The 24,844-nt window shown below is 72.4% G+C and carries 16 protein-coding genes and 1 pseudogene; 7 read left to right on the top strand and 10 right to left on the bottom strand.

The genetic code is table 11. From position 1 onward, the window contains the following. The first annotated feature begins 12 nt into the window (after positions 1-12). Positions 13-1,767: a glycosyltransferase gene (locus ACH4U7_RS33030; protein WP_398531443.1), complete on the top strand. Its 1,755-nt coding sequence runs from the start codon at positions 13-15 to the stop codon at positions 1,765-1,767. Here ACH4U7_RS33030 and ACH4U7_RS33025 read toward each other — a convergent pair. From ACH4U7_RS33025 to ACH4U7_RS33000, 6 genes and pseudogenes are all read right to left on the bottom strand, one after another. Further along, positions 1,745-2,452, bottom strand: a pseudogene (locus ACH4U7_RS33025) (class I SAM-dependent methyltransferase). The gene ACH4U7_RS33030 and the pseudogene ACH4U7_RS33025 overlap by 23 nt on opposite strands. A 142-nt stretch (positions 2,453-2,594) precedes the next feature. Continuing rightward, on the bottom strand, positions 2,595-5,114 hold the full coding sequence (locus ACH4U7_RS33020; protein WP_398531442.1) for a SpoIIE family protein phosphatase: 2,520 nt from the start codon (positions 5,112-5,114) through the stop codon (positions 2,595-2,597). Positions 5,115-5,227: 113 nt separating this feature from the next. Then, positions 5,228-6,190, bottom strand: coding sequence for a hypothetical protein (locus ACH4U7_RS33015; protein WP_398531441.1), 963 nt, complete (start codon positions 6,188-6,190; stop codon positions 5,228-5,230). A gap of 97 nt (positions 6,191-6,287) precedes the next feature. Then, the gene (locus ACH4U7_RS33010) at positions 6,288-8,711 is read right to left on the bottom strand and encodes an MFS transporter (protein WP_398531440.1); all 2,424 of its coding nucleotides are present in this window, start codon (positions 8,709-8,711) and stop codon (positions 6,288-6,290) included. 390 nt (positions 8,712-9,101) lie between these two features. Further along, on the bottom strand, positions 9,102-9,551 hold the full coding sequence (locus tag ACH4U7_RS33005) for an SRPBCC family protein (RefSeq protein WP_398531439.1): 450 nt from the start codon (positions 9,549-9,551) through the stop codon (positions 9,102-9,104). Positions 9,552-9,673: 122 nt separating this feature from the next. Further along, positions 9,674-10,252 carry a TetR/AcrR family transcriptional regulator gene (locus ACH4U7_RS33000; RefSeq protein ID WP_398531438.1) on the bottom strand — a complete coding sequence of 193 codons (579 nt, stop codon included), beginning with the start codon at positions 10,250-10,252 and terminating at the stop codon, positions 9,674-9,676. A gap of 237 nt (positions 10,253-10,489) precedes the next feature. Between ACH4U7_RS33000 and ACH4U7_RS32995 the strand changes: the two genes are divergently transcribed. Next, positions 10,490-11,941: an MFS transporter gene (locus ACH4U7_RS32995; protein ID WP_398531437.1), complete on the top strand. Its 1,452-nt coding sequence runs from the start codon at positions 10,490-10,492 to the stop codon at positions 11,939-11,941. Positions 11,942-12,051: 110 nt separating this feature from the next. Then, entirely contained in the window at positions 12,052-13,122 is a 1,071-nt protein-coding gene (locus tag ACH4U7_RS32990) for an Rv2578c family radical SAM protein (RefSeq protein WP_398531436.1), read from the top strand. Positions 13,123-13,137: 15 nt separating this feature from the next. Here ACH4U7_RS32990 and ACH4U7_RS32985 read toward each other — a convergent pair whose 3' ends face one another. Both ACH4U7_RS32985 and ACH4U7_RS32980 read right to left on the bottom strand, forming a co-directional pair. Beyond that, positions 13,138-13,494 (bottom strand): MerR family transcriptional regulator, encoded by a 357-nt coding sequence (locus ACH4U7_RS32985; protein WP_398531435.1) that lies wholly within the window; start codon positions 13,492-13,494, stop codon positions 13,138-13,140. A 48-nt stretch (positions 13,495-13,542) separates the two neighbouring features. Then, positions 13,543-14,361, bottom strand: coding sequence for an SDR family NAD(P)-dependent oxidoreductase (locus tag ACH4U7_RS32980; RefSeq protein WP_398531434.1), 819 nt, complete (start codon positions 14,359-14,361; stop codon positions 13,543-13,545). A 58-nt stretch (positions 14,362-14,419) separates the two neighbouring features. Here ACH4U7_RS32980 and ACH4U7_RS32975 point away from each other — a divergent pair, with 58 nt between their 5' ends. Next, a complete protein-coding gene (locus ACH4U7_RS32975) occupies positions 14,420-14,956 on the top strand; it encodes a GNAT family N-acetyltransferase (protein ID WP_398531433.1) in 537 nt (178 codons plus the stop codon). Between the two features lie 284 nt (positions 14,957-15,240). Here the strand turns inward: ACH4U7_RS32975 and ACH4U7_RS32970 are convergent, their stop codons facing one another. Continuing rightward, positions 15,241-15,918, bottom strand: a complete 678-nt coding sequence (locus ACH4U7_RS32970) for a HEAT repeat domain-containing protein (protein WP_385618708.1) — start codon at positions 15,916-15,918, stop codon at positions 15,241-15,243. 387 nt (positions 15,919-16,305) lie between these two features. Here ACH4U7_RS32970 and ACH4U7_RS32965 point away from each other — a divergent pair, with 387 nt between their 5' ends. Both ACH4U7_RS32965 and ACH4U7_RS32960 read left to right on the top strand, forming a co-directional pair. Beyond that, positions 16,306-18,159, top strand: a complete 1,854-nt coding sequence (locus tag ACH4U7_RS32965) for a 3-hydroxyacyl-CoA dehydrogenase family protein (protein ID WP_398531432.1) — start codon at positions 16,306-16,308, stop codon at positions 18,157-18,159. Between the two features lie 94 nt (positions 18,160-18,253). Beyond that, on the top strand, positions 18,254-19,075 hold the full coding sequence (locus ACH4U7_RS32960; protein WP_398531431.1) for a TetR family transcriptional regulator: 822 nt from the start codon (positions 18,254-18,256) through the stop codon (positions 19,073-19,075). Positions 19,076-19,671: 596 nt separating this feature from the next. Here ACH4U7_RS32960 and ACH4U7_RS32955 read toward each other — a convergent pair. Then, the gene (locus tag ACH4U7_RS32955) at positions 19,672-21,522 is read right to left on the bottom strand and encodes a glycoside hydrolase family 97 catalytic domain-containing protein (RefSeq protein ID WP_398531430.1); all 1,851 of its coding nucleotides are present in this window, start codon (positions 21,520-21,522) and stop codon (positions 19,672-19,674) included. A 174-nt stretch (positions 21,523-21,696) separates the two neighbouring features. Between ACH4U7_RS32955 and ACH4U7_RS32950 the strand changes: the two genes are divergently transcribed. Continuing rightward, the gene (locus ACH4U7_RS32950; protein WP_398531429.1) at positions 21,697-24,570 is read left to right on the top strand and encodes a glycosyl hydrolase family 95 catalytic domain-containing protein; all 2,874 of its coding nucleotides are present in this window, start codon (positions 21,697-21,699) and stop codon (positions 24,568-24,570) included. Positions 24,571-24,844 lie beyond the last annotated feature (274 nt).

Below are 24,844 nucleotides of genomic sequence, written 5' to 3'. Positions count from 1 at the left end.
TTGAGGTGACCTGTGACCATCGCCCCTGTCCTCAGCCCCGCCCCGGTGCGCGGCGGAGAAGTCGGAGCGCCCCGCGGCCGGCGGGTGGCTCTGGTGGTGGCCGTCGCCACGACGCTCGCCGCCGTCGTACAGCAGGTGCTGCACGCGGTGGGTGTCGCCGGCGGGCAGCCGTGGCCCTGGCTGCTCGTCGCCGCCCCGGCGTGGCTGCTCGCCCTGCGGGGCCCGCGGGCGGTGCCCGCTCCGCCGCCCGTGGTCGTACGGGCCACAGGCCGGCTGAGGCGAATACCCGCGTGGGCGGGTGCCGCCGCGGTCCTGGCCATGGCCACCGCCGTATGGGCCGCCCTTCAGGACCACGAGCCGCTGATCGGCCATGAGGAGGCGGTGTACGGCAACAAGGCCCGCTCCTGGCTCGACGGCACCCCGGACGCGGGCTGGGGCACCTACCGCCCGGTGGGGCTTCCGGCGCTCGGCCGGATCGCCCTGGCCGTGCACGACGACGTCGGGGCGCTGCGCGTGGTCGCGCTGCTCCTGACCCTGTTCACCCTCGCCACGACCTATCTGGTCGCCGCTCGGCTGACCACCCCACGACGGGCCGTGGTGGCGACGCTTCTGGTCCTCAGCGGACTGGGCTTCCTGCGCCGCCTCCCGCTGTTCCTCAACGACATCGGCGCCACGGGCCTGCTCCTGACCGTGGTCTATCTGCTCGTCCGCGCACAGGAGAAGCCGGGTTCACGCGCTCTGATGCTGCTGCCCTTCCCGGCGCTCGCGGCCTTCTATCTGCGGTACGGCGTGGTGGGCACCCTCGCGGCCATCGCCGTCGCCGCCGTCCTCGCCTACGGTCCCCGGGCCTGGCTGGCCCAGGGGCGTCGACTGGCCCTGGGCGCGGGCGTCCTGATCGCCGGGCTGATACCGCACTTCAGCTACGCCACCGAGGTCACCGGCAGCCCCCTCGGCCTGATCTTCTCCGCGACCGAGCACGCCGGGCGGGCCTATGTGGGCGACGGTCTCGTGTACTACCTGTCCGTCTTCCCGTACCGGCTGGCCGGCGACCTCGGCGGCGTCGTCATGGCCGCGGGGCTGTGGGGCCTGGGCGCCGCGATCCGGCGGCGGCGCGGCAACCGGCGTAGGGGGGCGGCGACTTCGCGGCCCGGCGACCGGAACCGCGTGTTTCTCGGCATGACCGCGGTGCTCACCTTCATCGTGCTGGGGGTGGCCACGGACGGCGAGCCCCGCTTCGTCTACCTGCCCGTCGTCCTGCTGACCGTCCTCGGCGTGCAGACCCTCGCCGAACCGGCCGGCCGCTGGTCCCAGGCCGTGCTCGCCGCCGTCGCCGCGCTGGCCGCCGTCACCGTGCCGGCGACCACCCAGTACGTGGCGCACGACGCGATGCCGGGCCCCACCGCCCAACGCGTCTCAACTCTCGCCGTGGCCCGGCAGTTCGCCGGTGACCGGCCCTGTCTGCTGGTCACCGGCTACGAGCCCGACCTCGGCTGGTACTCCGGCTGCGATGCGGTCACCTACGGCCAGTACCGGCGGATGGCCCCGGCCGCCGGGGCCTCCGGGGCCTCCGGGGGCTCCGGGGCCTCCGGGGCCTCCGGGGCCTCCGGGGTCGAGGTGAGCCTCGTCCTCTTCGAACGGGGCCGGTTGCAGCCCGGCCCCGCGTCATTGCGCCGTCTCATCGACGGGCGCGCCACCACGACCCGTACGATCCCCACCGAAGGCTCCCTCGGCACGGCCACGGTCATCACGCTGCGCGCGAGGAGTTGAGCGCGGCGACCACGTACCAGTGTGCCGGGAGGTCGAGCCGCGTCCCGTCCGCCCGGTACTCGGTCTGCGGCAGGGTGGTGGGCCCGTGGGCCAGCACCGTCAGCCCCGCCTCGCGCAGCAGCTCCGGCACTTCGGCGGTGCGCGCGTCGGCGGGCCGCCGGTCCGGGCGGCCCGCTGTCATGGATGACGGCGCGCATTTGGAGCTCTCTCCCACCCGAGGATGGGAGATTCCCCCCTGGATCGCTCCGGCGGGTTTGACGGCGCTTGTCCGCCCGTACGACGATCCTCCCGACCGCCGGGCAGGTCAGCGACCTACCAAGGCTTGCCAACTTGGTTATCATTGGCGAGTTTTGTCACTGTGGCAGGGGTTTGTGGCGCTCCGTGTACCGTGGGCAAAGTCCGCCGCCTGCTCCCTGTCGGCGCGCCGCGCGTGGTCGATGGCCGCGTAGGACAGGTCCACGCCGATGGCGCGGGGGTAGCGGGTGGCCAGATAGCGGGTCTGGGTGCCGTTGCCGCAGCCGAGGTCGGCGATCGGCAGTGTGGCGTCGGCGTACGGGGCCAGCAGTGCGAGGTGCGGGATCGCGGACAGCGACGGGTCGGCGTCCCAGATGGCCTCCCCCGGCGTGTCCGAGGTGTTCTGCCAGTAGCTCTCCCACGCCTGCCTGTAGCGCTCCGATACGCTCATCCGCCGCTCCCCGGAGTAGACGCCTCCTCTTGCCCGTACGCTCCAGGTGGCTATCGCCACTCCCGGGGCCCGGACAAGGGCCCGGCGCTTTCCTTCACGCGATATTCGCGCCCGCGCCCGCGCGCGCCGCGCGCCCCGGGCGCTACGGGCGCCCCGGGCGGGGAAGGCTCTGTTCGAACCAGACGGTCTTACCGTCCGCCGACCGGCTGCTGCCCCACTCCCGCGCCAGGGCGCCGACCACCCGCAGCCCGCGCCCCGTCTCGTCGTCGCGGCCCGCGCTCAGCAGCGTCGGCAGTTCGTGGTCGTCGTCGGAGACCTCCCACAGCAGCGCGTCCGTACGCACCAGACGCAGCACGACATGGTGGGTGTGGGCATGCCGTATCGCATTGGTCACCACCTCGCTGACCAGCAGCTCCGCGGTCTCCACGGCCTCCGGCAGGCCCCATTGGAGCAGCCGCTCGCGCACCAGCCGCCGCGCCCGGCCCACTTCGCCCGGCTCCAGCGCGAGCCGCCACTGCGCCACGTCCGCCGCCGGGATGCCGTTCAGCCGGGCCATCAGCAGCGCCACGTCGTCCTTGCGGCCGCCCCGGGTGTTGAGGGCGCGGATGATGGTGTCGCACGCCTCGTCCATCGACGCCGCGGGGTGCGCGGCGGATTCGCACAGCGCCGCGAGCCCGGCGCCTATGTCCTGGCCGCGCACCTCGACCAGGCCGTCGGTGCACAGCACCAGGCGGTCGCCGGGCGCCACTCGTACCAGGGCCGTCTCGAAGGGCACCCCGCCGACCCCGATGGGCGCTCCGGTCGGCAGGTCGAGCAGTTCGCTGCGGCCGTCCTGGGCGCGCACCAACACGGGCGGGATATGGCCCGCGTTGGATATCAGCAGTTCGGAGCGGATGGGGTCGTAGACGGCGTAGAGGCAGGTGGCGAGGTAGTGCTCGCCGAGCCGCTGCGCCAGGTCGTCAAGGCTGCGCAGCAGTTGGGCGGGCGGCAGGTCGAGGGCGGCCATGGTCTGTACGGCGGTGCGTAACTGGCCCATCATCGCCGCCGCGTTCAGCCCGTGCCCCATGACGTCGCCGACGACGAGCGCGGTGCGCGAGCCGGACAGCTTGACGCAGTCGAACCAGTCACCGCCGACCCGGCCGAGCCGGGTGCCCGGCAGATAGCGGGTGGCCGTGTCGCATCCGGCCATACGCGGGGTGACCTGGGGCAGCATGCTGTCCTGGAGCGTCTCGGCGACGTTCTCCTGGTAGGTGTACATACGGGAGTTGTCGAGCACCAGGCCCGCGCGGGCGGCGAGTTCGGCGCCGGTCGTACGGTCCACGTCGTGGAACCGCTCCCGCCCCGCGCGGCGCATCAGCACCATGAAGCCCAGCACCACATCGCGCGCCTTGAGCGGGACGATCAGCAGCGACCGCCCGTTGATCAGCGGCCGCAGGTCCCGCTTCTCGAACTCCCCGGAGATCCGGTCGCCCAGCGCGTCGTCGATGTACGGGATCAGCACGGGCTCGCCGGTGACCATGCACTGGAAGAACGGCGTGTGTTCGGGGAAGGCGATGGCCTCCCCGACCGGCACGGTGTCGTCCCAGCGGCCCGGTTCGTCGTTGTGCTCGACCCACACCCGGTGCCAGATGGTGGTGACGTCGGGCGGGCCGTCGGGGAACCCCTCGCCGGCCAGCACCTGGGCGCGCAGATGGGTGCCGGCGAAGTCCGCGAAGCGGGGCACGGCGGCGCTGGTGACCTCGCGGATGGTGCGGGCGAGGTCGAGGGAGCTGCCGATGCGCCCGCTGACCTCGTTGAGGAATTCCAGCCGCTCGCGGACGGCGGCGTACTCCAGATCGAGGTCTTCGGCTGCGTCGTACGGGGCTTCGGATGCGTACGGCACACCGGGGGCGCGCGACGCTTCCCGCGCGCCCCCGCCCCGGGTCGCGTCCTCGGCCCCGGCCGCGGACGCCGCGCGGCGGGCCGCCTCCTGCCGCGCCTGCCGCTCGCGGTAGCGGGGCATGCCCCAGTCCGGGGTCACGGGCACCCGCTCGTGCCTGCTGATCTCCAGCACCGGATAGCCGAGTTCAAGGATCTGGGCGACGATCCGGCCCGCCCTGGCCGGGCCCATGTTGGGCAGGATGTCCGGCAGCCGCCCGGCGAGCCGGTCCGCGCCGGGGAACTCGGTGTGCCGGGCGAAGCCGGGCGCGAACCGCTCCCGCTCCCCGCCGACGGCCGCGCGCTCCGCCTCGGCCGGGCCCGAGGCGTCGGCCGCTAGTACGAGCAGCCGCTCCGGCCCCGGCCCGACCAGCGGATAGGCCCACCACAGAACTTCGACCGGATCGTTGTCCCGACCATCGGCCATCCGGGCCCGCCCGGCCGTGGGGTAGGACGCCGCCGCGCCCAGCGAGGCGTCCAGGTCCGGTCCGCGCTCCCCGCCCTCCCAGTCCGCCCCGCCCAGCGCGCCCGAGACCGGCATCAGATCGACGGCCCGGCAGCCCACGGCCTCCTCTCGGCTCCGCCCGAAGAGCCTGCGCGCACCGGAACTCCAGTGCGTCACCAGCCCGTCGACATCGATGACCACCACCGCGAGCGGCATCCTCCCGGGCCCGCCACCCCGCTGCTCCGGCACCCGGGGCACCCCGCCCACCTCATCGTCGCCGCGCGACGTGCCACGGTCCATAGGGGGATGACTCCTTAGCCAGGCAAGATCTGCGCCACCGCTACCCACGGTACGGCCGCCGCGGGGCGCCGCGCGCCGCAATACCCGAATAGGGGTTTCTCTCAGCCGCTGTCTCAGCCGCGGATGGTCACGCCGTGGCGGGTGCGCAGTCGGCGCAGCTCCCACAGGGAGAGCCCGGTCACCGACAAGGGGCCGCCGAACAGGGCACAGAACTGGGCCCACAGCGGCCCGCCCGGCGTACCGCCCCCGGTCGCGTTCAGGACGGCGATGATCCACACCATCACCACGGTGATCACGGCCGGCAGCGCGGCGTGCACATAGGCGGTGTTGAAGGCGGAGCGGGCGACGTAGGCCGAGGCCATGAAGAAGAACGGCAGCCCCCAAAACACGAACACGAGCGCCGGGACCGCGGCCACGAACAGCCACACCCCGTGCAGCTCCGCTTCCAGCACCTCGGGGTTGGCCGAGATCCCCCACAACGTGGCGGCGAGGACGGCCACGGTCAGGACGTACCAGCCGACGGTCTTGGCCGGGACGCTGAGCCGGGAGCGCAGCAACCGCCGCCGCTCCGCGGGCGCGTAGCGGATGAAGAGGGCGATGACCACCGGTCCGGCGATGAGGAGCAGGACCGGGGTCACGATGAGTTGGCCGGCACTCTCGCTGGCCTGGTCCTTCAGGTCGCCTTCCGATCCGTACGTGTAGTAGAGGGCGAACGTCGCGAGGAGGCCGAGCACCGTGCGGGTGATCTGGACGCGGTCCACCACGGGGTCGTGGACGCGCCCACCGCCGTCCTGGTCGAACAGTTTCCGGGCGGGCCGGTGCGCCAGGCGGAGCAGGGGGACGAGGAAGGAGAGGAAGGGCACTCGCCGGTACCAGCGCCGACCTGTGGGCGCGGGCCGGTAGGGCCCGGGCGGCGGGGGCGGGGGCGGGGGCGGCCCGTAGGGGTTCGGCGGTGGCGGTCCGTACGGATCCGGTGTCGGCGGAGGCGCGTACGGATCGGGTGCCGGGGGCTGCGGTCCCCAGCGGTTGCCTCCCTGCCCGGGGCCGTTCGGCGGACCCCATCCCCCCGTTGCCATCGCGACTCCTCCTTGCCCGCGCCTTCGACCACGCGATTTTCGCCAGTGGCCGGGAAGTCTAGGCCACGAAGACGAACCGCCCCCTACCCCGGAGCGCTCAGTCCTCGTGGCCGAGTTGAAGGTCGCGTTCGGTACGGCCGCCGCCCGCGACCTGGAGGACCGTCGCGACGGGCGGGTAGCCGGCCGCGATCACCGTGTACTCGCCCGCCGAGAGGTCGACGAAGCGGAAGGCGCCGTCGGCCGTGGTGGTCGCCGTGTCGACGACGTTTCCGGCCGCGTCCAGGAGCGTGACGCGCGCGTCCTCGACGAGCCGTCCGCCGCCCGCCCGCACCACGCCGCGCAGCACCGCGCCGCCCGCGAGCTCGATGTCCTGCCGGGTCTCGCGGGCGGCCTGGACGGTGACCGGCAGCGCGGCGGGGCGGAAGGCGGGGGCGCTGGAGGCGAGGGTGTACTCGCCGGCCACCAACTCCGCGATCACATAGCTGCCGTCGAGCCCGCTGCGGGTGGTGGCGACGACCTCGCCGCGTACATCGGTGAGGGTGACCGTGGCGTCCCGTACGGGCGCACCGTCCGCGGTGCGTACCGTCCCGGCCAGCCGCCCGGCCCCGCCGAGCACGACGTCCAGGTCGACCGGGCGGTCGCCGACGGTGACGCTGACCGCCCGCGGCTGATGGCCGCCGGCCGCGGCGATCAGGATGTAGGCGCCGGCGCCCGGGGTGCTCAGCGCGTACCGTCCGTCCTCCCCGGTGGCCCCGCGCCCGATCTGGCGTCCGGCGACGTCGATGAGGGTGAGCGCCGCCCGTGGGACGGTGGTGCCGTCGTGGTGCTGGACGGTGCCGCAGACCGGGATGCCCGCGGTGGTGGGCGTCGGGGCGGTGCGGGGCACGGTGCGCGCGGCCGGGACGACGGGTTCTTGCTGGACGGCAAAGTCGGTGTGGGACACCAGAGGTTTCTCCTTCAGCAGGAAGGCGAGCAGGAAGCCCAGAACGAGCACCGGCACGAGATAGAGGAAGATCCGCGGCATGGCGTCGGCGTACGCCGCGATATAGCCGTCGCGCAGCGGACCGGGCAGCGAGTGCACCAGCTGCGGGGTGACCGACTCGGGGTCGGGGATCCCGGCGCCGGACGCCCCCGGATCGTCGCTGCCCGTGGGGAGTTCGACCGCGAGCCGGTCGGCGAGGCGGTGGGCGAAGAGGGTGCCGAAGACGGCCGCGCCGACGCTGCCGCCCATCTGCCGGAAGTAGTTGTTGGCGCTGGTGGCGGAGCCGATGTCGGCGGGGCGTACGGAGTTCTGGACGGCGAGCACGAGCACCGGCATGACCAGCCCCATGCCGAGCCCCAGGATCCCCATCCACAGGCTGTAGTCCGGGCGGGAGGTGTCCTCGTCCATACGGGAGAGCAGCCACATGCCGATGGCGGAGAGCACACCGCCGACGATGGGGAAGATCCGGTACCGGCCGGTGGCGCTGATGAGCTGGCCCGAGGCGACGGAGGCCACGACCATGCCGCCCATCATGGGCAGCAGCAACAGCCCCGACTCGGTGGCGCTGGCGCCGTCGACCATCTGGAGAAAGGTGGGCAGATAGCTGGCGGCCCCGAAGAGCGCCACGCCGAGGACCATGCCGATGAGCCCGGTGACGCAGAAGACCGAGTCACGGAACAGCCGCAGCGGGATGATGGGTTCGACCGCCACCGACTCGATGACGACGAAGAGGATCGCGCTGCCCAGCGCCCCGAGCGCCAGCCCGAGGATGACGCGGGACTTCCACGGGTATTCGGTGCCGCCCCAACTCGTCAGCAGCACCAGGCAGGTCGAGGACACGGCCAGGAGCAGCGCGCCCAGGTAGTCGAAGCGCGCCCGCCTGGTCGGCTTGGGCAGCTTGAGCGCGACGATCACGACGGCCAGCGTGACCAAGCCGAAGGGCACATTGACGTAGAAGCACCACCGCCAGGACATATGGTCGGTGAAGAAGCCGCCGAGCAGCGGGCCCGCGACCGACGCGAGGCCGAACGCGGCGGCGATGAGCCCCATGTAGCGGCCGCGCTCGCGGGGCGGGACGATATCCGCCATGATCGCCTGAATGCCGATCATCAGGCCCCCGGCGCCCACGCCCTGGACCGCCCGGAAGGCGATCAGCTCGTCCATCGTGCGCGACCAGCCCGCGAGCGCGGAGCCGGCCACGAAGACGGCAATGGAGAAGATGAAGACGCCCTTGCGCCCCATCAGGTCGCCCAGCTTGCCGTAGACCGGCAGCACGATGGTCGAGGCGAGGAGGTACGAGGTGATGGCCCAGGACATCTTGTCCAGGCCCTGCAGTTCACCGACCACCTTCGGCAGGGCCGTGGCCACGATGGTCTGGTCGAGCGCCGCCAGCAGCAGCGTGAGCATCAGCCCGAAGAACACCATCCGGACCCGGGCCGGGCTGAGCCCGACCGGAGCGCCGCCACCGCCTGCCGGGCCGCCGCCTGCCGGGCCGGGGCCCGGCGCGTCATCGGCCGTCTGGTGCGTCGGCTGCCGCACCGTCTCGTGCGCCTGCTGGGCCTGTTGGGTCTGCTGCGCCTGTTGGGCTTGTTGAGCCGCTTGTTGCGCCTGTTGGGTTTGTTGAGCCGGTTGTTGAGCCTGTTGTGCCGCTTGTTGCGCCGTCCGGGCCCAGGCAGGTACGGGACCGGCGGCGCGCCCCGGCTCGCCCCCCTTGGCCAGGGGGGTCCAGGTGATCCCGCCCACGTCCTTCTCCCCTCGTCGCGCCTGTACCGCCGCCCATTTCTCGCATTACGCGACAACTGTGAGCAAGCGCGACGAATCGCCGCTGACCGGTGGGGAGAGGGACGTAAGAGGCTTTCGCCCCGGTCGGAGGGTGTGCGGCGGCTAACCGCGCCGCGGAGAAAACCACCCGATCCGGTGAGCCTTCGGTTACTTCTGCTTCGCGACCTCGGTGGCGAGGTTGGCGAGCAACGCATCATAGATCCGGGCCAGGCCCTTGGGCGCGAAGATCCGCTCGAAGAAGCCGCCGATACCGCCCGCACCCTGCCAGACCGAGGTGACGACCACCCGCGCCTGCCCCTCGCCCGCCGGGGTCACGGTCCAGGTGGTGACCATCGAGGAGTTATGGTCCTTCTCGATGAGCTCCCCGTCGGTCGGCTCGGTCACCTCCAGCAGACAGTCGCGCACGCGCTTGCTGGTGGCCTGGAGCTTCCAGTGGACCAGCGTGCCCTCACCGTCGCCGCCCTCGCGTACCTCGTACTCGCTGAACTGCTCCGGCAGCAGCCGGCCGCGCACACCGCTGTAGTCGGCGAGCGCGTCGAACACGTCCTCGGGGCTGCCCGCGACGATCCGCTCGGTGGTGGCCTCGACTTGGCCCATTGCTCTCCTCCACTCGCTGAACGGCGCCTCGGCTGCGGCGCCATCGACTGCGGCAAGCCAACCATTTTTGCTGGGACTTTGCCTAATTGGAGGCAGCCACCGGTAGAGCGGCGGCGACCGGATCAGCGCACCGCGCGGACGCCGTCGAGGGCCACGCCGAGGACGCGGTCGCGCTGGGCGTCGTCGAGGAAGTTGGTCGCGGTGATCCCGGCGACCATCCGCAGCAGGTCGTCGAAGTCGATATCGGCGCGGACCCGGCCGGCCTGCCGCGCCCGGTCGAAGAGCGGGCCGCCCGCCCGGTACATCGACTCGCGGCAGGCCTGGAAGATGTCCGACTCGTCGTCCATGGCCTCGCGGATCGCCCGCTTGGTGACGCTGTAGCCGACGAAGCGGCGCAGCCACGAGTCCAGCGCCTCCCAGGGCTCCAGCGCGGCGGCCTCCTCGGCCACCCGGCAGAGCGCGGCGACCTCGTCGGCGTAGACGCTCTCGAAGAGATGGCGGCGGGTGGGGAAGTTCCGGTAGAGCGTGGCGATGCCGACCCCGGCGCGGCGGGCGATGTCCTCCAGCGGCGCCTCCGCGCCGCTCTCGGCGAACACCTCGCGCGCGGCGGACAGCAGCGCGTCGTAGTTGCGCGCGGCGTCCCGGCGGTACGGGCGCTGGGCCGCGACGATCTCGTCGACGGGGAGCTGCGGGACGGTCACGGGGGCCTCCGGGCGGAACGGGTCGAAGCGGGGATCGAAGCGGGGATCGAAGCAATCGGCTTGAAAGTGGAGGTTGACCTCCGTTAGAGTGGAGGCACACCTCCACTTTATCAGTCGGGGCCGTGCACCGCCGGTCGCGCACCCTCGTGCGCCCACCGTTCCGCAGTGCCCGCGCCCCAGGTCGGCCGTGCCCAGGCGCGTACCGCCCCGTCCCCTGTCCTGTACGGAGAGGTCACCATGCCCCGCAGCTCCACCCGCCTCACCTTCGCGGTCCTCGCGACAGGCGCCGGCGTGTTCTCCATGCTCCAGTCACTGATCGCCCCGGCCCTGCCGACCGTGCAGCACGCCCTGCACACCTCGCAGTCCACCGCGACCTGGGTGATGACCGCGTATCTGCTCTCCGCCTCCATCTTCACCCCGATCCTCGGCCGCGTGGGCGACCTGATCGGCAAGAAGCGCACCCTGGTCGCGGTCCTCGTCGCGCTCACGCTCGGCTGTCTGCTCGCCGCGCTCGCGCCCACGATCGGCATACTCATCGTCGCCCGGGTGATCCAGGGCATCGGCGGCGCGCTCTTCCCGCTCTCCTTCGGCATCATCCGCGACGAGTTCGCCGCCGAGGAGGTGAGCCCCAGTATCAGCAACCTCTCGGCGGTCATCGCCGCGGGCGGCGGCGTCGGGGTGGTCGCCGCCGGGCCCATCGTCTCCGCGCTCGACTACCGCTGGCTGTTCTGGCTGCCCGTCGGCATCGTCGCCGCCACCGCGCTGATCGCCCTGCGCTTCATCCCCGAATCCCCCACCCGCGCCTCCGGACGCGTCAACTGGCTCGGCGCCGTGCTGCTCTCGGGCTGGCTGGTCACACTGCTGCTGCCGCTCAGCCAGGCCGCCGTCTGGGGCTGGGGATCGACCCGGGTGATCACGCTCTTCGTGGCCGCCGCGCTGCTGTTCGCCCTGTGGCTGCTGGCCGAGGCCCGCTCCGCCAACCCGCTCATCGACATGCGCGTGATGCGGCTGCCCGCCGTATGGACCACCAACGCCGCGGCGCTGCTGTTCGGCGCGGGCATGTACGCGATCTGGTCCTTCCTCCCCGCCTTCGCGCAGACCCCGTCCACCGCGGGATACGGCTTCGGCGCCAGCGTCACCGGGGCCGGGCTGCTGATGCTCCCCATGCTGATCGCCATGTTCGGCGCGGGCGTGCTCAGCGGCCGCCTCGAGCCGAGGCTCGGCGCCAAGCGGTTGCTGGTGGCGGGCGCCGCGCTCGGCGCCGTCGCCTGCGGCTTCCTCACCCTGTGGCACGACCAGCAGTGGCAGGTCGCGTTCGTCGCCGGGATCTTCGGCCTCGGCATCGGCTTGGCCTTCGCCTCCATGGCCAACCTCATCGTGGGCAGCGTCCCCGCCGAGCAGACCGGCGCGGCGACCGGTATGAACGCCAACATCCGCACCATCGGCGGCTCCATCGGCGCCTCCATCACCAGCGTGCTGGTCACCAGCCGACTCCAGCCCTCCGGCCTGCCGTACGAATCCGGCTACACCCACGGCTACGCCCTGCTGACCGTGCTCTGCCTCGCCGCCACCCTCGCGGCCCTGCTCGTCCCGGCCCGCCGCACCCGCCTCACCGCCGGCTCGCTCCGCGCCGCCGGCGCCCCGGCGAGCGCCGAGCCCCGGGCCACGGCGCCGAGCGCCCGGGGCTGACGGGACACGGGAGCGCGGGACACGGGACACACACCTCCGGGGGTTGACACCCATGAATGAAACATGTGTTCTAATTCTGGGTACGAGCGAGACCCCCGGAGGTGCACGCCATGCGCTGGGACAACCTGACCGACGGCGACGGGGCCGCCACGCCCGCCCTCTTCGCGGCGGACGCGGTGACCACCCGCACCTTCGACACCCCCGAGTTCCGCGGCATCACCTTCCACGAGATCCGCGCCCGCTCGATCGTCAACCGGGTGCCCGGCGCCTCCCGGATGCCGTTCGAATGGACGGTGAACCCGTACCGCGGCTGCTCCCACGCCTGCGTCTACTGCTTCGCGCGCAAGACACACAGCTATCTCGACCTCGACACCGGGCTCGGCTTCGACACCCAGATCGTGGTGAAGGTCAACGCCCCCGAACTGCTCCGCCGCGAGCTGGCCTCCGGCCGCTGGCGCGGCGAGCACATCGCCATGGGCACCAACGTCGACTGCTACCAGCGGGCCGAAGGCCGCTACCGGCTGATGCCCGGCATCCTCACCGCCCTGACCGAACGTGCCAACCCCTTCTCCATCCTCACCAAAGGCACCCTGATCCTGCGCGACCTGGAGCTGCTGCGGCGCGCCTCCCGCGTCACCGACATCGGCGTCTCCGTCTCGGTCGGCTTCACCGACCCTGACCTGTGGCGCACCGTCGAGCCGGGCACGCCCTCGCCCCAGCGCAGGCTGGAGGCGGTACGCACGCTGGCCGACCACGGCATCCCATGCGGTGTGCTGATGGCCCCGGTCATCCCCTTCCTCAGCGACTCCCCCGAGCAGCTGCGCGCGACCGTACGGGCCGTCGCCGCGGCCGGGGCCACCTCCGTGACCCCGCTCGTACTGCATCTGCGGCCCGGCGCCCGCGAGTGGTTCACGGCCTGGCTCACCCACCACCACCCGCGCCTGCTGCGCCGGTACGACGCGCTGTACGGGGGCGGGACGTACGCGCCCCGGTGGTATCAGCGGCGGATCACCGGGATGGTCCACGAGTTCGCCGACGAGTACGGCATCGGCCCGTACCGCGCGGGCGAGCACCGGGGCGTCCCGGACCGTCCGGATACGGATACGGACGCGGGTGCGGGTACGGATACAGGTGCGGGTACGGTCGCCGCCGAGGCGCCCGACCAGCTGACCCTGCTGTGAGGGGCCGGCAGACGCTCACGCCCTCGCGCTCACGTTGCCCAGGGCGGCCGCCAGCCGGTCGCGGGCCTCGGTCTGGGCGGCGATGCGCGCATCGAGGACGGCCAGCCGGTCCCGGGCGATGCCGAGCCCTTCTTGGCTGGGCCGCGCGCTTGTCATATCGCCGTCCAGGCACGGCAGGAAGCAGCGGACGTCGTCCAGGGTCAGGCCGACAGCGAGCAGATGGCGGATGTTGCGGACACGGACGGCGGTGCGCTCGTCGTAGTCGCGGTAGCCGTTGTGCTCGCGTGAGGACGTGATCAGCCCCGCCTGCTCGTAGTGGCGCAGCGCCCGCGGCGTCGCGCCCGTGGCCTTCGCCAGTTCCCCGATCCGCACCGGTCCCACCTCCGGTGCCGTTTCTATCAGCTGTCGCTCAGCCGCCCCTCAGCCGATCACCGCCCCGCCGTCCACCGGCAGCACGGCCCCCGTCACAAACGACGCCCCGGGCGAGGCCAGTTGCACGATCGCCCACGCAACTTCCTCCGGCCGCCCGATCCGCCCCAGCGGGGTGTGGGCCAGCTGCCAGGCCCGTACCTGCACCCGCTGCTCGGGCGTCAGCCCCTGATGCTCCCCGATCGGGGTCTCGATCGCCCCGGGCGCGACCGCCACCACCCGCACCCCGCGCGGCGCCAGCTCCACCGCCCAGCTGCGGGTCAGCGTTTCGAGGGCGGTCTTCGTCGCCGCGTAGAAGGAGTTGCCCGGCCAGGCCCGCTGACCGACGGAGGTGCTGACGTTCACCACCACGCCGCCGCTCTCCTCCAGGGGGGTGAGGGCCGCGCGCGTCAGCAGGACGGGCGCGAGGAGGTTGGTCGCCAGGAGTGGGGTGGCCAGCTCGGGGGTGATGTCGCCCAGCGGCGCGGCGCGTACGACCGCGGCGTTGTTGACCAGCACGTCCAGCCGGCCGTACGACTCGGTCACGCGCCGCACGATGTCCTCTGCGGCGCCCTCGGCGGTGATGTCGGCCGGAAGCGGCTGAATCCGCGGGTGCCCCGCCGCCGTCTCCTCCAGCGGCCCAGGCCGCCGCCCGACCACCACCACCCGCGCCCCCTGCCCGGCGAGGGCACGGGCGGTGGCCCGCCCGATCCCGGTGCCCGCGCCGGTGACGAGGGCGACCCTGTTGTCGGTGTCGCTGTTGTCGGTGTCGCTGTTGTCGGTGTCGCTGTTGTCGGTGTCGCTGTTGTCGGTGTCGCTGTTGTGGTTCATGGCGAGGATCGTGCGACCCTGCCGCCAATGGCAGGGTCAAGCGGCCTACGGTGGTCGGATGGACGGCGTACGCGTGAGGCTCATGACGGAAGCGGACATCGACGCCGTGGCGGCGGTACGGGTGCGCGGCTGGCAGGCGGCGTACCGGGGGCTGATACCGCAGGCGCACCTGGACGGCCTGAGCGTCGAGAAGGACGCGGCGCGGCGGCGGGAGTTCTTCTCCCGGGGCCTGGGGGACGTCGTCAACCTCGTGGCGGAGAACGCGGGCGGCAAGGTGGTGGGCTGGGCGTGTCTCGGCCCGTACCGGGACCGCGATCTCCCGTCGGGCGACGCGGAGTTGTACGCGATCTATGTACGCCCCGACCAGATCGGCACCGGAATCGGCCACGCCCTGCTGACGGAGTCCATCACCAGAGCCACCGAACGCGGCTTCCCGCACCTGCGGCTCTGGGTCCTCGAGGGCAACACCCACGCCCGCCACTTCTACGAGCGCGCGGGCTTCACCCCCGACGGCGGCCAAGAGGACTACGAGGTGGAAGGCGTCCCCGTCCCCGAACTCCGCTACGCCCGGTCTCTCGCCCCCACGGCCGTCTGAGGCCACGACAGCGCGGCGCCCCGACGGTGGTCTCCACAGGCGGCGCCGCCCGGGGGACGCGGCGGCGGGCCGCCCGGCCCGCCGAGTGGCGGTCCCGCGGGGCGCGGCGCGGCACCGTACGCCCCGGGCCACCCGGTCCCACGCGGCGCACCGCACCGGCGCGGCGCGCCATGTACCCGAGGGCTCGCGGCGCGGCCGGACGCGGCACTGCCGCGGTGGGCCCCGAACCGCACGGCCCGGCACCGCACCGGCCGCCCGCCACCCCGGACTTACCGCGCCACGCGTCACCGCACCCGCGCCCGCCCCGACTTGTCCGGGGCCGGGCGGCGGGTGGGGCCGGCGTCGGGGGCGGCCCCGAGGCCGCCGCCACCGCTGATACGGGCCAGGGCGGCCGCCGCTGCGGCGCTCAGGCGGGGGTGGCGGGAGGCGGAGGTGAGGGCGGGGACGGCGCGTTCGTCGCCGATGGCGCCCAAGCCCTCGACGCAGGCGCGGGCGATCGGCCAGTGGCGGTCGCGGGCGGCCAACTGACGCTCCAGGGCGGCGACGAGGGCCGGGACGGACTCGGGGGCGCGGAGTTCGACGAGCAGCCGGATGGGGTGGAGGGAGTAGGCGGTGCGCAGCGGGTTCGTGGCCAGGGCGGCCGCGGCGCGGGCGGTGCGCGGGTCGCCGAGGCGGGCCAGGACGCGGGCGGCGGTCGCGCAGCGGGCCGGTTCGCGGTAGTTGAGGAGGAGCACGAGGGTTTCGAAGGCGCGCCGGTCCCCCGCGCTGCCGAGCACGAACGCGGCCGTCTCCCGCGCCCACAGCGGCTGCTCGGGCGCGACGAGGATACGGGCGAGCTGTTCGCGGGCGGCGGGACTGCCCTGCCGTACGAGCGCGAGCAGCGACGCGTGGGCCCTGGTCTCCTCCGGGGATGAGAGCGAGGCCCGCACCCGGTCGGTCAGTACGCGGAATTCTTCGTCCATGTCGTGGTCTCCCCTCCCCGGTGACCGGCGCCCGGCGCCCCGGCGCGCGGGTCACAAAATGTGCCCTGGCATCTTGGTTACCCGCGAGTTAAACTGACGACACGAGCAGCACCCCTGCTCTGGCGGCCTGGTGACGCAGCCGCCGTGTGAAGTCGGTTCGGCAGTGCAGTTCTGTACGGCGTGGCCCCGGGACAGGGCCGGCCGTGTGTCTCCCACGGGCAGTTTGCTCCGTGTGGCGCTGTCCGTCAGGGAGCGTGCAAGCCCTTCCGCTCCTTCCGCCGGAGTTTCGTGTCAGCCCACCGCGCACGACCGAAACGCGCATGACCGAAAGCTCCTCTCAGTCGTCACGTCATCCCCGCTTCCGGGGAACACCCTCTGGAGTCCGCGATGGACCGTCTTCCGACCAACGACGCCGGCCGTCCCTCCGGCCGTACGCCCTCCCCAGATCTCTCCCCCTCCTCGGCCTCACTCACTACTGTCGCCGTCATCGGGCTCGGCACGATGGGCACCGGAATCGCCGAACTGCTGGCCCGCGCGGGCCGCGAGGTGATCGGCGTCGACATCAGCGAAAGCGCCGCCCGCCGGGCCTTCGCCGCGCTGGAGACCGCCACCGCCCGCGCCGTGCGCCGCGAGCGGATGACCGAGCGGGAGCGCGCGGACGCGCTGGCCCGCTTCCGCGTCTCCACCGATCTGCGGGCCGCGGCCGACGCCGACCTGGTGATCGAGGTCGTGCCGGAGAGCTATGACATCAAGCAGGAGGTCTTCACCGCCCTGGACGCCGTCGTCCGGCCCGACACCATCCTGGCGACCGGCACCAACGCGCTGTCCGTGACCCGGCTGGCCGCCGACTCCGCCCACCCGGAGCGCGTTCTCGGCCTGCATTTCTTCCATCCCGCGCCCGCCATGAAGCTCGTCGAGATCGTCTCCAGCGTGCTGACCTCCCCGGCCGCCGTCGCCGCGGTCACCGCGCTCGCCCACGACCTCGGCAAGGAGCCCGTCGGGCTCGGCGACCGGCCGGGATTCGTCGCCGACGGGCTGCTGTTCGGCTATCTCAACCAGGCCGCCGCGATGTACGAGGCGAAGTACGCGGCGCGCGAGGACATCGACGCCGCGATGCGGCTGGGCTGCGGCCTGCCGATGGGCCCGCTGGCGCTGCTCGACCTGGTCGGCATCGACACGGCCCGTACCGTCCTGGAGGCGATGTACGCGGCCTCCGGCGACCGGCTGCACGCGCCCGCGCCCGTCCTGGGCCAGCTCGCCGAGGCCGGGCTCACCGGCCGCAAGGCGGGCCGCGGCTTCTATACGTACGAGGCGCCGGGCAGCGGCGCCGTCGTCCCGGACGCGCTGACCCCGGACCCCGCCGCCCAGGCCGCGGCCGCCGCGCGCCCGGTCCGTACGGTGGGGGTCGCCGGCTCGGGCACCATGGCCAGCGGGATCGCCGAGGTCTTCGCCAAGGCGGGCCATGACGTCGTACTGGCCGCCCGCACCCCGGAGAAGGCGGGGGCCGCCAAGGCCAGGATCGCCCGGTCCCTGGAGCGGTCGGTGGCCAAGGGCCGGCTGAGCGAACAGGCCCGCGACGAGACTCTGGCCCGGATCGCCCCGGCCGGCTCGCTGGACGCCTTCGCGGACGTGGACCTGGCGGTCGAGGCGGTCGCGGAGGACCTGGCCGTCAAACAGCAGCTGTTCGCGACCCTCGACAAGGTCTGCAAACCGGGCGCGGTGCTGGCCACGACCACCTCCTCCCTCCCCGTCATCGCCTGCGCCCGCGCGACCTCGCGCCCACAGGACGTGATCGGCCTGCACTTCTTCAACCCGGCGCCCGCGATGAAACTGGTCGAGGTGGTGCGTACGGTCCTCACGGCGGACGACGTGCGGGCCACCGCACACGAGGTGTGCCGGGCCGTGCGCAAACACCCGGTGGACTGCGGCGACCGGGCCGGTTTCATCGTCAACGCCCTGCTGTTCCCGTATCTCAACAACGCGGTGAAGATGGTCCAGGAGCACTACGCCTCGCCGGACGCCATCGACGCCGCGATGAAACTCGGCGGCGGCTATCCGATGGGGCCCTTCGAACTGCTCGACGTCGTGGGCCTGGATGTGTCCCTGGCCATCGAGAAGGTGCTGCACCGCGAATTCCGGGAGCCCGGTCTGGCGCCCGCGCCGCTGCTGGAGCACCTGGTCGCGGCGGGGTGCCTGGGGCGGAAGACGGGGCGCGGCTTCCGCGAGTATGCGAAGGCCTGAGGAGCGGCCGGCCTGGGGCGGGCTGCTGGAGCCCGCCCCGGCGACCCCCGGGGTCCAGGGGGCATCCCCCCGGAAAATGCAGTACGTTCCCCACATGTCCCAGCCTCTGAAGGCCACTCGTACGCCGCGTACGAACCGCTCGAACTCCTCCGCCGGCAGCGGCAGCGCCGGCAACCGCCGGGCCTCCGCGCAGCGCCTCACCATGCGCCGCAAACTGGCGGCCGCGGCCATGGAGTTGTTCGCCACCCAGGGCTACGAGGCGACGACGGTCGACGAGATCGCGGCGAGAGCGGGGGTCGCCCGCCGCACCTTCTTCCGCCACTTCCGCTCCAAGGAAGAGGCGATCTTCCCGGACCACGACGACACGCTGGTGCGCGCCGCGGACGTACTGGACGCGGCGCCACCGCACGAGCACCCGCTGGACACGGTGTGCCGGGGGATCAAGGAGGTCATGCGGATGTACGCCGCCGCCCCTGCGGTCTCCGTGGAGCGCTACCGCCTGACCCGCGAGGTGCCCGCCCTGCGCGAGCGCGAAATCGCCTCGGTGGCCCGCTACGAGCGGCTGTTCACCAGCTATCTGCTGGGCCACTTCGACGAGGGCGCCCACCACGACGGCGACGACGACCCGCTGCTCGCAGAGGTCGCCGCCTCCGCCGTGGTCACCGCGCACAACCACGTCCTGCGGCGCTGGCTGCGCGCGGGCGGGGTGGGCGATGTGGAGGGACAGCTGGACCACGCCTTCGACATCGTCCGCCAGGCCTTCGGCACAGGCATCGGCGCCGCCCGCCCCGTCCCCACCCGCCCGGCGGCCACGGTGTCGGCCAAGGGCGAGGAGGACGTGATGGTGATGGTCGCCCGCACGGACGCTCCGCTGGACGAGGTCATGCGCACGATCGAGCAGGCGCTGAAGCGGTAGCCCAGGCCCACTGCGGGTAATTTGCCCCCACCTCCCCGATCCATGGGGCGCCGCCCCCTGCCCCCGAAGGCCCCACCGCCGGGCGCGGCGGCGCCAGGACCCAGGAGCCGCCGAAGGCGAGGCCCGGGCCCCACCCAGGGCACGCCCCACCGGGCTCACGGGCGAAACCCGGGCGCTGAGGCGAACCCCGGAGACACCCGGGGACGCCCCCTCCCCGATCCGTGGGGGCTCCGCCCCCTGCCCCGAAGGCCCCACCGGCCCCGGGGCAGCCGACCCAGCCGGGGCAGCGGGACTCAGCCCCGGGCGTGCCAAGGGCGAGGCCCAATCGCCCTCCCGGGCCCCGGGTTGCGCCCCAGCCAGGACGGCGGGACTCAGCCCCGGGTGCGGGCGCCGAAGGCGCTGCCCGGGGCGCACCCCGCTGAGCCGGGGGGCGAATCCGGGGCCTCTGGGGCGGAGCCCCGCGAGGCCCCAGGGCGCCCTCCAGGCCCGGGGCCGCCGCCCAGCTGGGCGGCGGGACGCAGCCCCACCGGGCGCCCCATCGGGGTCCGGGGCGCAGCCCCGGTCCGGGAAGGGGCGGGGTGGGGGAAGAACCCCTTCTACCCCACCCGCGTGAAGCGGACCGCGAAGCCGCCGTTCTTGGGGATGGCGATCGACAGGCGGGAGGCGGACGTCACGTCGCGGGTTTCGGTGACGATCTGGCCGTCCGCGCCGTCCTTGTAGAGCTCGGCGCGCCACTTGCCGGCGCCCAGGAAGGTCAGGGGCTCGTCCAGCGTGCGGGCGTCGCCCGAGGTGATCGCGCCGAGGTACCAGTCGTCCCCGGAGCGGCGGGCGAGGACCGCGCGGTCGCCGGGGGCGCCGTCGACGAGCTTGGTGTCGTCCCACGCCGTGGGTACGGTCCGCAGGAACTTCCGGGCGAGCGGCTTGCTGTCGTACGACTCGACGCTGTCGGCGAAGTGCTGCACCCCCGACTCGTACACCACGGACAGCGCGAGCTCCGCCGCGTCGCTGGTGGGCCGTACCCCGGTGAAGGTGACGGGGGTGAAGTCCATGGAGCCGATGAGGTTACGGGTGAAGGGCAGCGTCGTGTAGTGCGCGGCCGGGAAGGGTTCGCGGCCGGGCTTGGGGCGGGTGCCCTCGGCGCCCTTGACGGCTTCGGTGCTCATCAGCTGGGGCCAGGTGCGCTCCTGGCCGCGCGGGATGGTGGCGCCGTGGAAGTTCAGCATGAACTGGTACTTCGCGCTGTCCTTGAAGACCGCGTCGTACCAGCGCATCCGGTCCTGCCCGTCGGACTCCAGGAAGTCGATCTTCAGCCCGACGACGCCCCAGGACTTCCACAGCGGCATCAGCCGGTCCCGTTCGCTCTGCGCGTCGATGGTCTGCCAGCGCGCCCACAGCCAGATGCCGACGCCCTTCTCCTTGGCGTAGGCGGTCAGCTCAGGCACCCAGTCGTTGCTCCAGCCGGAGTCGACGAGGACATAGCTCCAGCCCTCCCGGGCGGCGAAGTCGACGAACTTCTTCTGCGCGGCGAGGCTGGTCGGGCTCTGCCCGTCGGACCACCAGGACCACGCGGCCTTGCCCGGTTTGATCCAGGAGGTGTCGGCGACCTTGGAGGGCGCGGCGAGATCGGTGGGCAGGTCGCTCTCGGTGACCGTGGCGAGGTCGCCGATGACGAGGGTGCGCCAGGGTGTGGTGAGGCCGGCGGAGCTGACTTCGGCGGGGTCGGGGAGGGTCAGTTCGAAGCGGTCGGTGGTGGCGTCGAGAGTGAGGCGGGAGCCGCCGTAGGAGCTGTTGAGGTCGGCTTCTTCGACGAGCAGCCAGCTGTCGCCGATGTGGAACAGCGAGGGGTAGCCGTAGTCGCCGGCCTTGGCGTCGGCGACTGTGGTGTGGTCGTGGGTGGATTCGTAGTCCTGGCGGCCGTTGTCGTAGGGCAGCAGGAAGGAGTCGGCGGTCGGCGGGACGGCGAACTCGGTGGCCTCGCCGAGCACGGTGACGGTGTCCTTGCCGGGCAGTACGTAGCGGTAGGCCAGCCCGTCGGCGGAGACCCGGACGACGACCTTGAGGGTCTGCCCCTGTTTGCGGAAGGTGAAGGTGGACTCGGAGGCGTCGGAGGTGTGGTGGGTGCGGCGTCCGCTGACTGTCGTGTACGTCTCGTGGATCCGCCGGTCGCTGCGCCCTTCGTAGCGCAGCCCGGCGCTGAAGTCGGTGTCGGCGGTGCGGATGCCGAGCGCGGAGGGGCGCAGGACGGTGGTACCGGCGTGCTGGGCGGACAGGGTCAGCCCGCCGTCGCGGGTCAGCGTGAGCTGCCCGCTGACCTGGCCTTGGCCGGTCAGCCGCCAGCTGTGATCATCGGCTTTCGCGTCGGCCTGCGCCCGTAGTGGTACGAGGACGGCCACGGCGCAGGCGATGGCCACCGCGGCTCTGGTGGCCCTGGATCGTATGACGCGCAACGTTCCCTCCCGATGGAGTCGGCTCTGGGGGTGCGGCAGGAGTACGACAGGAGTGCGGCTCGATACATCTGACCTATCCGGTGTCTTGACGCATCATTAGCCCGTTCCTACGCTCCCGTCTAGCCAAATCATCGGATCAATCTGTTTGCTGTGTTGGATGGAGCTGATCGAAAGATGGCAGTCAGCAGACGTGGATTCCTGGGCCGGGTGGCGGCCGGCGCGGCCGCCGGGACGACGGCGGGGGCCACCCTCGCCGAGTCGGCCGCCGCCGCCACACCGACGGCGGCGCAGCAGGCCGTGACCCTGCGGGGCATGCGGACCGACGGAGAGTGGGAGCGGTTCCTCGCCGGGCAGGACCTGCTGTGGAAACGGATGCCGCGCACCTGGTACGAGGGGCCGTTCCTCGGCAATGGGCTGTTCGGCTCGATCGTCTACCAGGAGCCGGGCGAGAACGCCCTGCGCTTCACGGTCCACCACAGCGAGTCCCAGGACCACCGCCCCGCCGAGGGCGGCAGCGACTGGGGCGTGGCGCGGCTGCCCGTCGGCAATCTGCTGCTGCGCCCGGTCGGCGCGATGACCGGCGTCGATCTGCGCCTGGACCTGTGGAACGCCGAGGTGCGCTCCACGATCACCACCGACAAGGGCACGCTGAAGCTGCGCGCCCTGGTGCACAACGACCGGACGATGCTGCTGGCCACCGTGGAGGCGAGCGAGGGCGAGGAGGGTTTCCGCTGGGAGTATCGCCCCTCCCCCGCGATCAGCCCGCGTATCGTCCGCGAGGACCCGCCCAAAGGCTTCGAGCCGAACCCGGCCCCGGTCAGCCGCACCGAGGACGGGATCGGCATCACCGTCCAGTCGCTGGTCCCGGGCGGGCAGACGGCGAGCGCGTACAAGGAGCGCGGCACGGGCCGGGAGCGCACGTACTACCTGGCGGTCGCACACTCCTTCCCCGGTACGGACGCGGAGGGCCGGGTCCGCACCACCGTCCGCAAGGCGTCCGCGCTGCCGGTCTCCAGCCTGCTGCGCTCCCACCGCGACTGGTGGCACCGCTTCTACCGCAAGAGCTTCATCTCCATCCCCGACGGCATGCTGCAGAGCTTCTACTGGATCCAGCTCTACAAGCTGGCCTGCGCGGCCCGTGAGCACGCCCCCGTGATGGCCACCACCGGCCCCTGGGTGGAGCCCACCCCCTGGCCCGGGGTGTGGTGGAACCTCAATGTGCAGCTGGAGTACTGGCCGGTCTACGGCTCCAACCACCTGGAGCTTGACGCGATCCCGCGCACCCTCACCGAGAACACCGATGTCCTGATCAAGGCGCTGGGGTCCGAGTACCAGGCCGATTCGGCCGGACTGCGCCGCTCCACGGACGCGCAGTGCGAGGACAACGGCTCGATGCCGGTCCCGGGCGTCGGCGACCCGGAGGTCGGCAATCTGCCGTGGGCGCTGCACAACGTATGGCTGACCTACCGGCACTCCATGGACCGGGGTCTGCTGGAGGATGTGCTCTATCCGCTGCTGCGCCGCTCCACCAACTACTACCTGCACTTTCTCCAGGAGCAGTCGGACGGCAGGCTGCATCTGCCGAAGACCTTCTCCCCCGAGTACGGGTCGGCCCCGGACTGCAACTACGACCTGGCGCTGCTGCGCTGGAGCTGCACAACCCTGCTGGAGACCGTCGAACTGTTGGGCAAGGACGACGACCTGGCGCCCAAGTGGCGCGAGGTGCTGGACAAGCTGGTGGACTACCCGGTGGACGAGAACGGCTTCATGATCGGCACCGGGGTGCCGTTCGCGAAGTCGCACCGCCACTACTCCCACATGCTCTCCGTCTACCCCCTCTACCTGGTCAACTGGGACCAGAAGGAGAGCCGCGACCTGATCGAGCGCTCGCTGGACCACTGGATCAGCTTCGAGGGCGCGCTGCGCGGCTACAGCTTCACGGGCGCGGCCTCGATCTCCACCCAGATGGGCCGGGGCGATGACGCGCTGAAGTATCTGCGCGAGCTGGTGGCGCGGTTCATCCAGCCCAATACGCACTACTACGAGGCGGGCCCGGTCATCGAGACCCCGCTGTCGGGCGCGCAGTCCATCCACGACATGCTCTGCCAGAGCTGGGGCGACACCATCCGCTTCTTCCCGGGGGTGCCGGGCGAGTGGCGGGACGTAACGCTGCACGACTTCCGCACCCAGGGCGCGTTCCTGGTCAGCGGGGTGCGCAAGGGCGGTACGACGCGCTGGGTGCGGGTGCGCAGCCTGGCCGGGGAGCCGTGCCGCATCCGGCACTCGATCGGCGGGCGGATCACGGTGGCCGGGGTCGGCGGGCCCGCGCCGAAGTGGCGCGAGGTGGCCGACGGCGTGATCGAGCTGGACCTGGACCGGGACGAGGAGGCGGTGGTGTATCCGGCGGGGTCGCGGCCGGACTTCGAGATCGCGCCCGTGAAGGTCACCGAGCCCGCCGAGCGCTGGGGGCTGCCGGCGCTGCCGGAGACGGGCGCGGCCACCCCGGTGGATCTGGTCGGCCACTTCGACAACGACGCCATCACCACCGAGATGTACTACGGGGACGGCGACTTCGACGGCACCGGCCGGACGTATCCGATGGCCCAGCTGCCGCAGACCGGGCAGACGGAGGACGACGGGATCACCTTCTCGTTCACCAACGGCAGCGAGGGCTCCAACAACAACGTCATCGCGGCCGGCCAGAAGATCTCCGTCCCGGCGGGCGCCTACGCCAGGCTGCATGTGCTGGGCTCGGGCGATACGGCGGATGTGACGGTGCCCGCCGAGCTCGGTTACGCGGACGGCTCGACCGCGAAGGTGAACGTCGCGCTCACGGCCTGGCTGTCGGGCCCGAAGTACGGGGAGACGGAGGCGGTGCGCACCAGCCAGATCCACACCCGTACCGGCCCGCTGGGCACCAAGGCGGCGATCTTCCACCAGAAGGTGGAGCTGGACCCGGCGAAGGAGCTGGCCACCGTGACCCTGGGCGCCCCGTCGGGGACCGCGAGGGCGCATATTTTCGCGCTCACGCTGGAGAAGAGCGGCTGACCCCACGCAATCACACACCGAACGCGACGGCCGTCCCTTCCGGGGCGGCCGTTGCCGCTCATGCGTGCACTCAAGATGACAAGTGAGAGAAATTGTTGGCACGCAGTGTCTTGCGACCTGGCACAGGGTGCCATACGGTGATGTTGTCCGAGCGGACGACGCGCAGCACGAACAACGGCGCGCCGACTGTCCCCGCAAGCCGCTTTGCGCGCCCGGACCGCCTGCGTCACCAGGCACCCTCCGCGCTACCCGCGCGCTGCCCAGCACCACCTCC

Origin of the sequence: Streptomyces sp. NPDC020845 (genome assembly GCF_044334165.1) — a bacterium.
Taxonomy (GTDB): domain Bacteria; phylum Actinomycetota; class Actinomycetes; order Streptomycetales; family Streptomycetaceae; genus Streptomyces.
Note: the sequence above shows the minus strand (reverse complement) of the source record. Positions and strands in the feature narration are given on the sequence as shown.

What these genes read in the sequence shown, in the direction of transcription:
- ACH4U7_RS33020 (WP_398531442.1), bottom strand. Translation starts at nt 5,114, where the DNA reads ATGGACCGTGGCACGTCGCGCGGCGACGATGAGGTGGGCGGGGTGCCC.
- ACH4U7_RS33015 (WP_398531441.1), bottom strand. Translation starts at nt 6,190, where the DNA reads ATGGCAACGGGGGGATGGGGTCCGCCGAACGGCCCCGGGCAGGGAGGC.
- ACH4U7_RS33005 (WP_398531439.1), bottom strand. Translation starts at nt 9,551, where the DNA reads ATGGGCCAAGTCGAGGCCACCACCGAGCGGATCGTCGCGGGCAGCCCC.
- ACH4U7_RS32995 (WP_398531437.1), top strand. Translation starts at nt 10,490, where the DNA reads ATGCCCCGCAGCTCCACCCGCCTCACCTTCGCGGTCCTCGCGACAGGC.
- ACH4U7_RS32990 (WP_398531436.1), top strand. Translation starts at nt 12,052, where the DNA reads ATGCGCTGGGACAACCTGACCGACGGCGACGGGGCCGCCACGCCCGCC.
- ACH4U7_RS32980 (WP_398531434.1), bottom strand. Translation starts at nt 14,361, where the DNA reads ATGAACCACAACAGCGACACCGACAACAGCGACACCGACAACAGCGAC.
- ACH4U7_RS32975 (WP_398531433.1), top strand. Translation starts at nt 14,420, where the DNA reads ATGGACGGCGTACGCGTGAGGCTCATGACGGAAGCGGACATCGACGCC.
- ACH4U7_RS32970 (WP_385618708.1), bottom strand. Translation starts at nt 15,918, where the DNA reads ATGGACGAAGAATTCCGCGTACTGACCGACCGGGTGCGGGCCTCGCTC.
- ACH4U7_RS32965 (WP_398531432.1), top strand. Translation starts at nt 16,306, where the DNA reads ATGGACCGTCTTCCGACCAACGACGCCGGCCGTCCCTCCGGCCGTACG.
- ACH4U7_RS32960 (WP_398531431.1), top strand. Translation starts at nt 18,254, where the DNA reads ATGTCCCAGCCTCTGAAGGCCACTCGTACGCCGCGTACGAACCGCTCG.
- ACH4U7_RS32950 (WP_398531429.1), top strand. Translation starts at nt 21,697, where the DNA reads ATGGCAGTCAGCAGACGTGGATTCCTGGGCCGGGTGGCGGCCGGCGCG.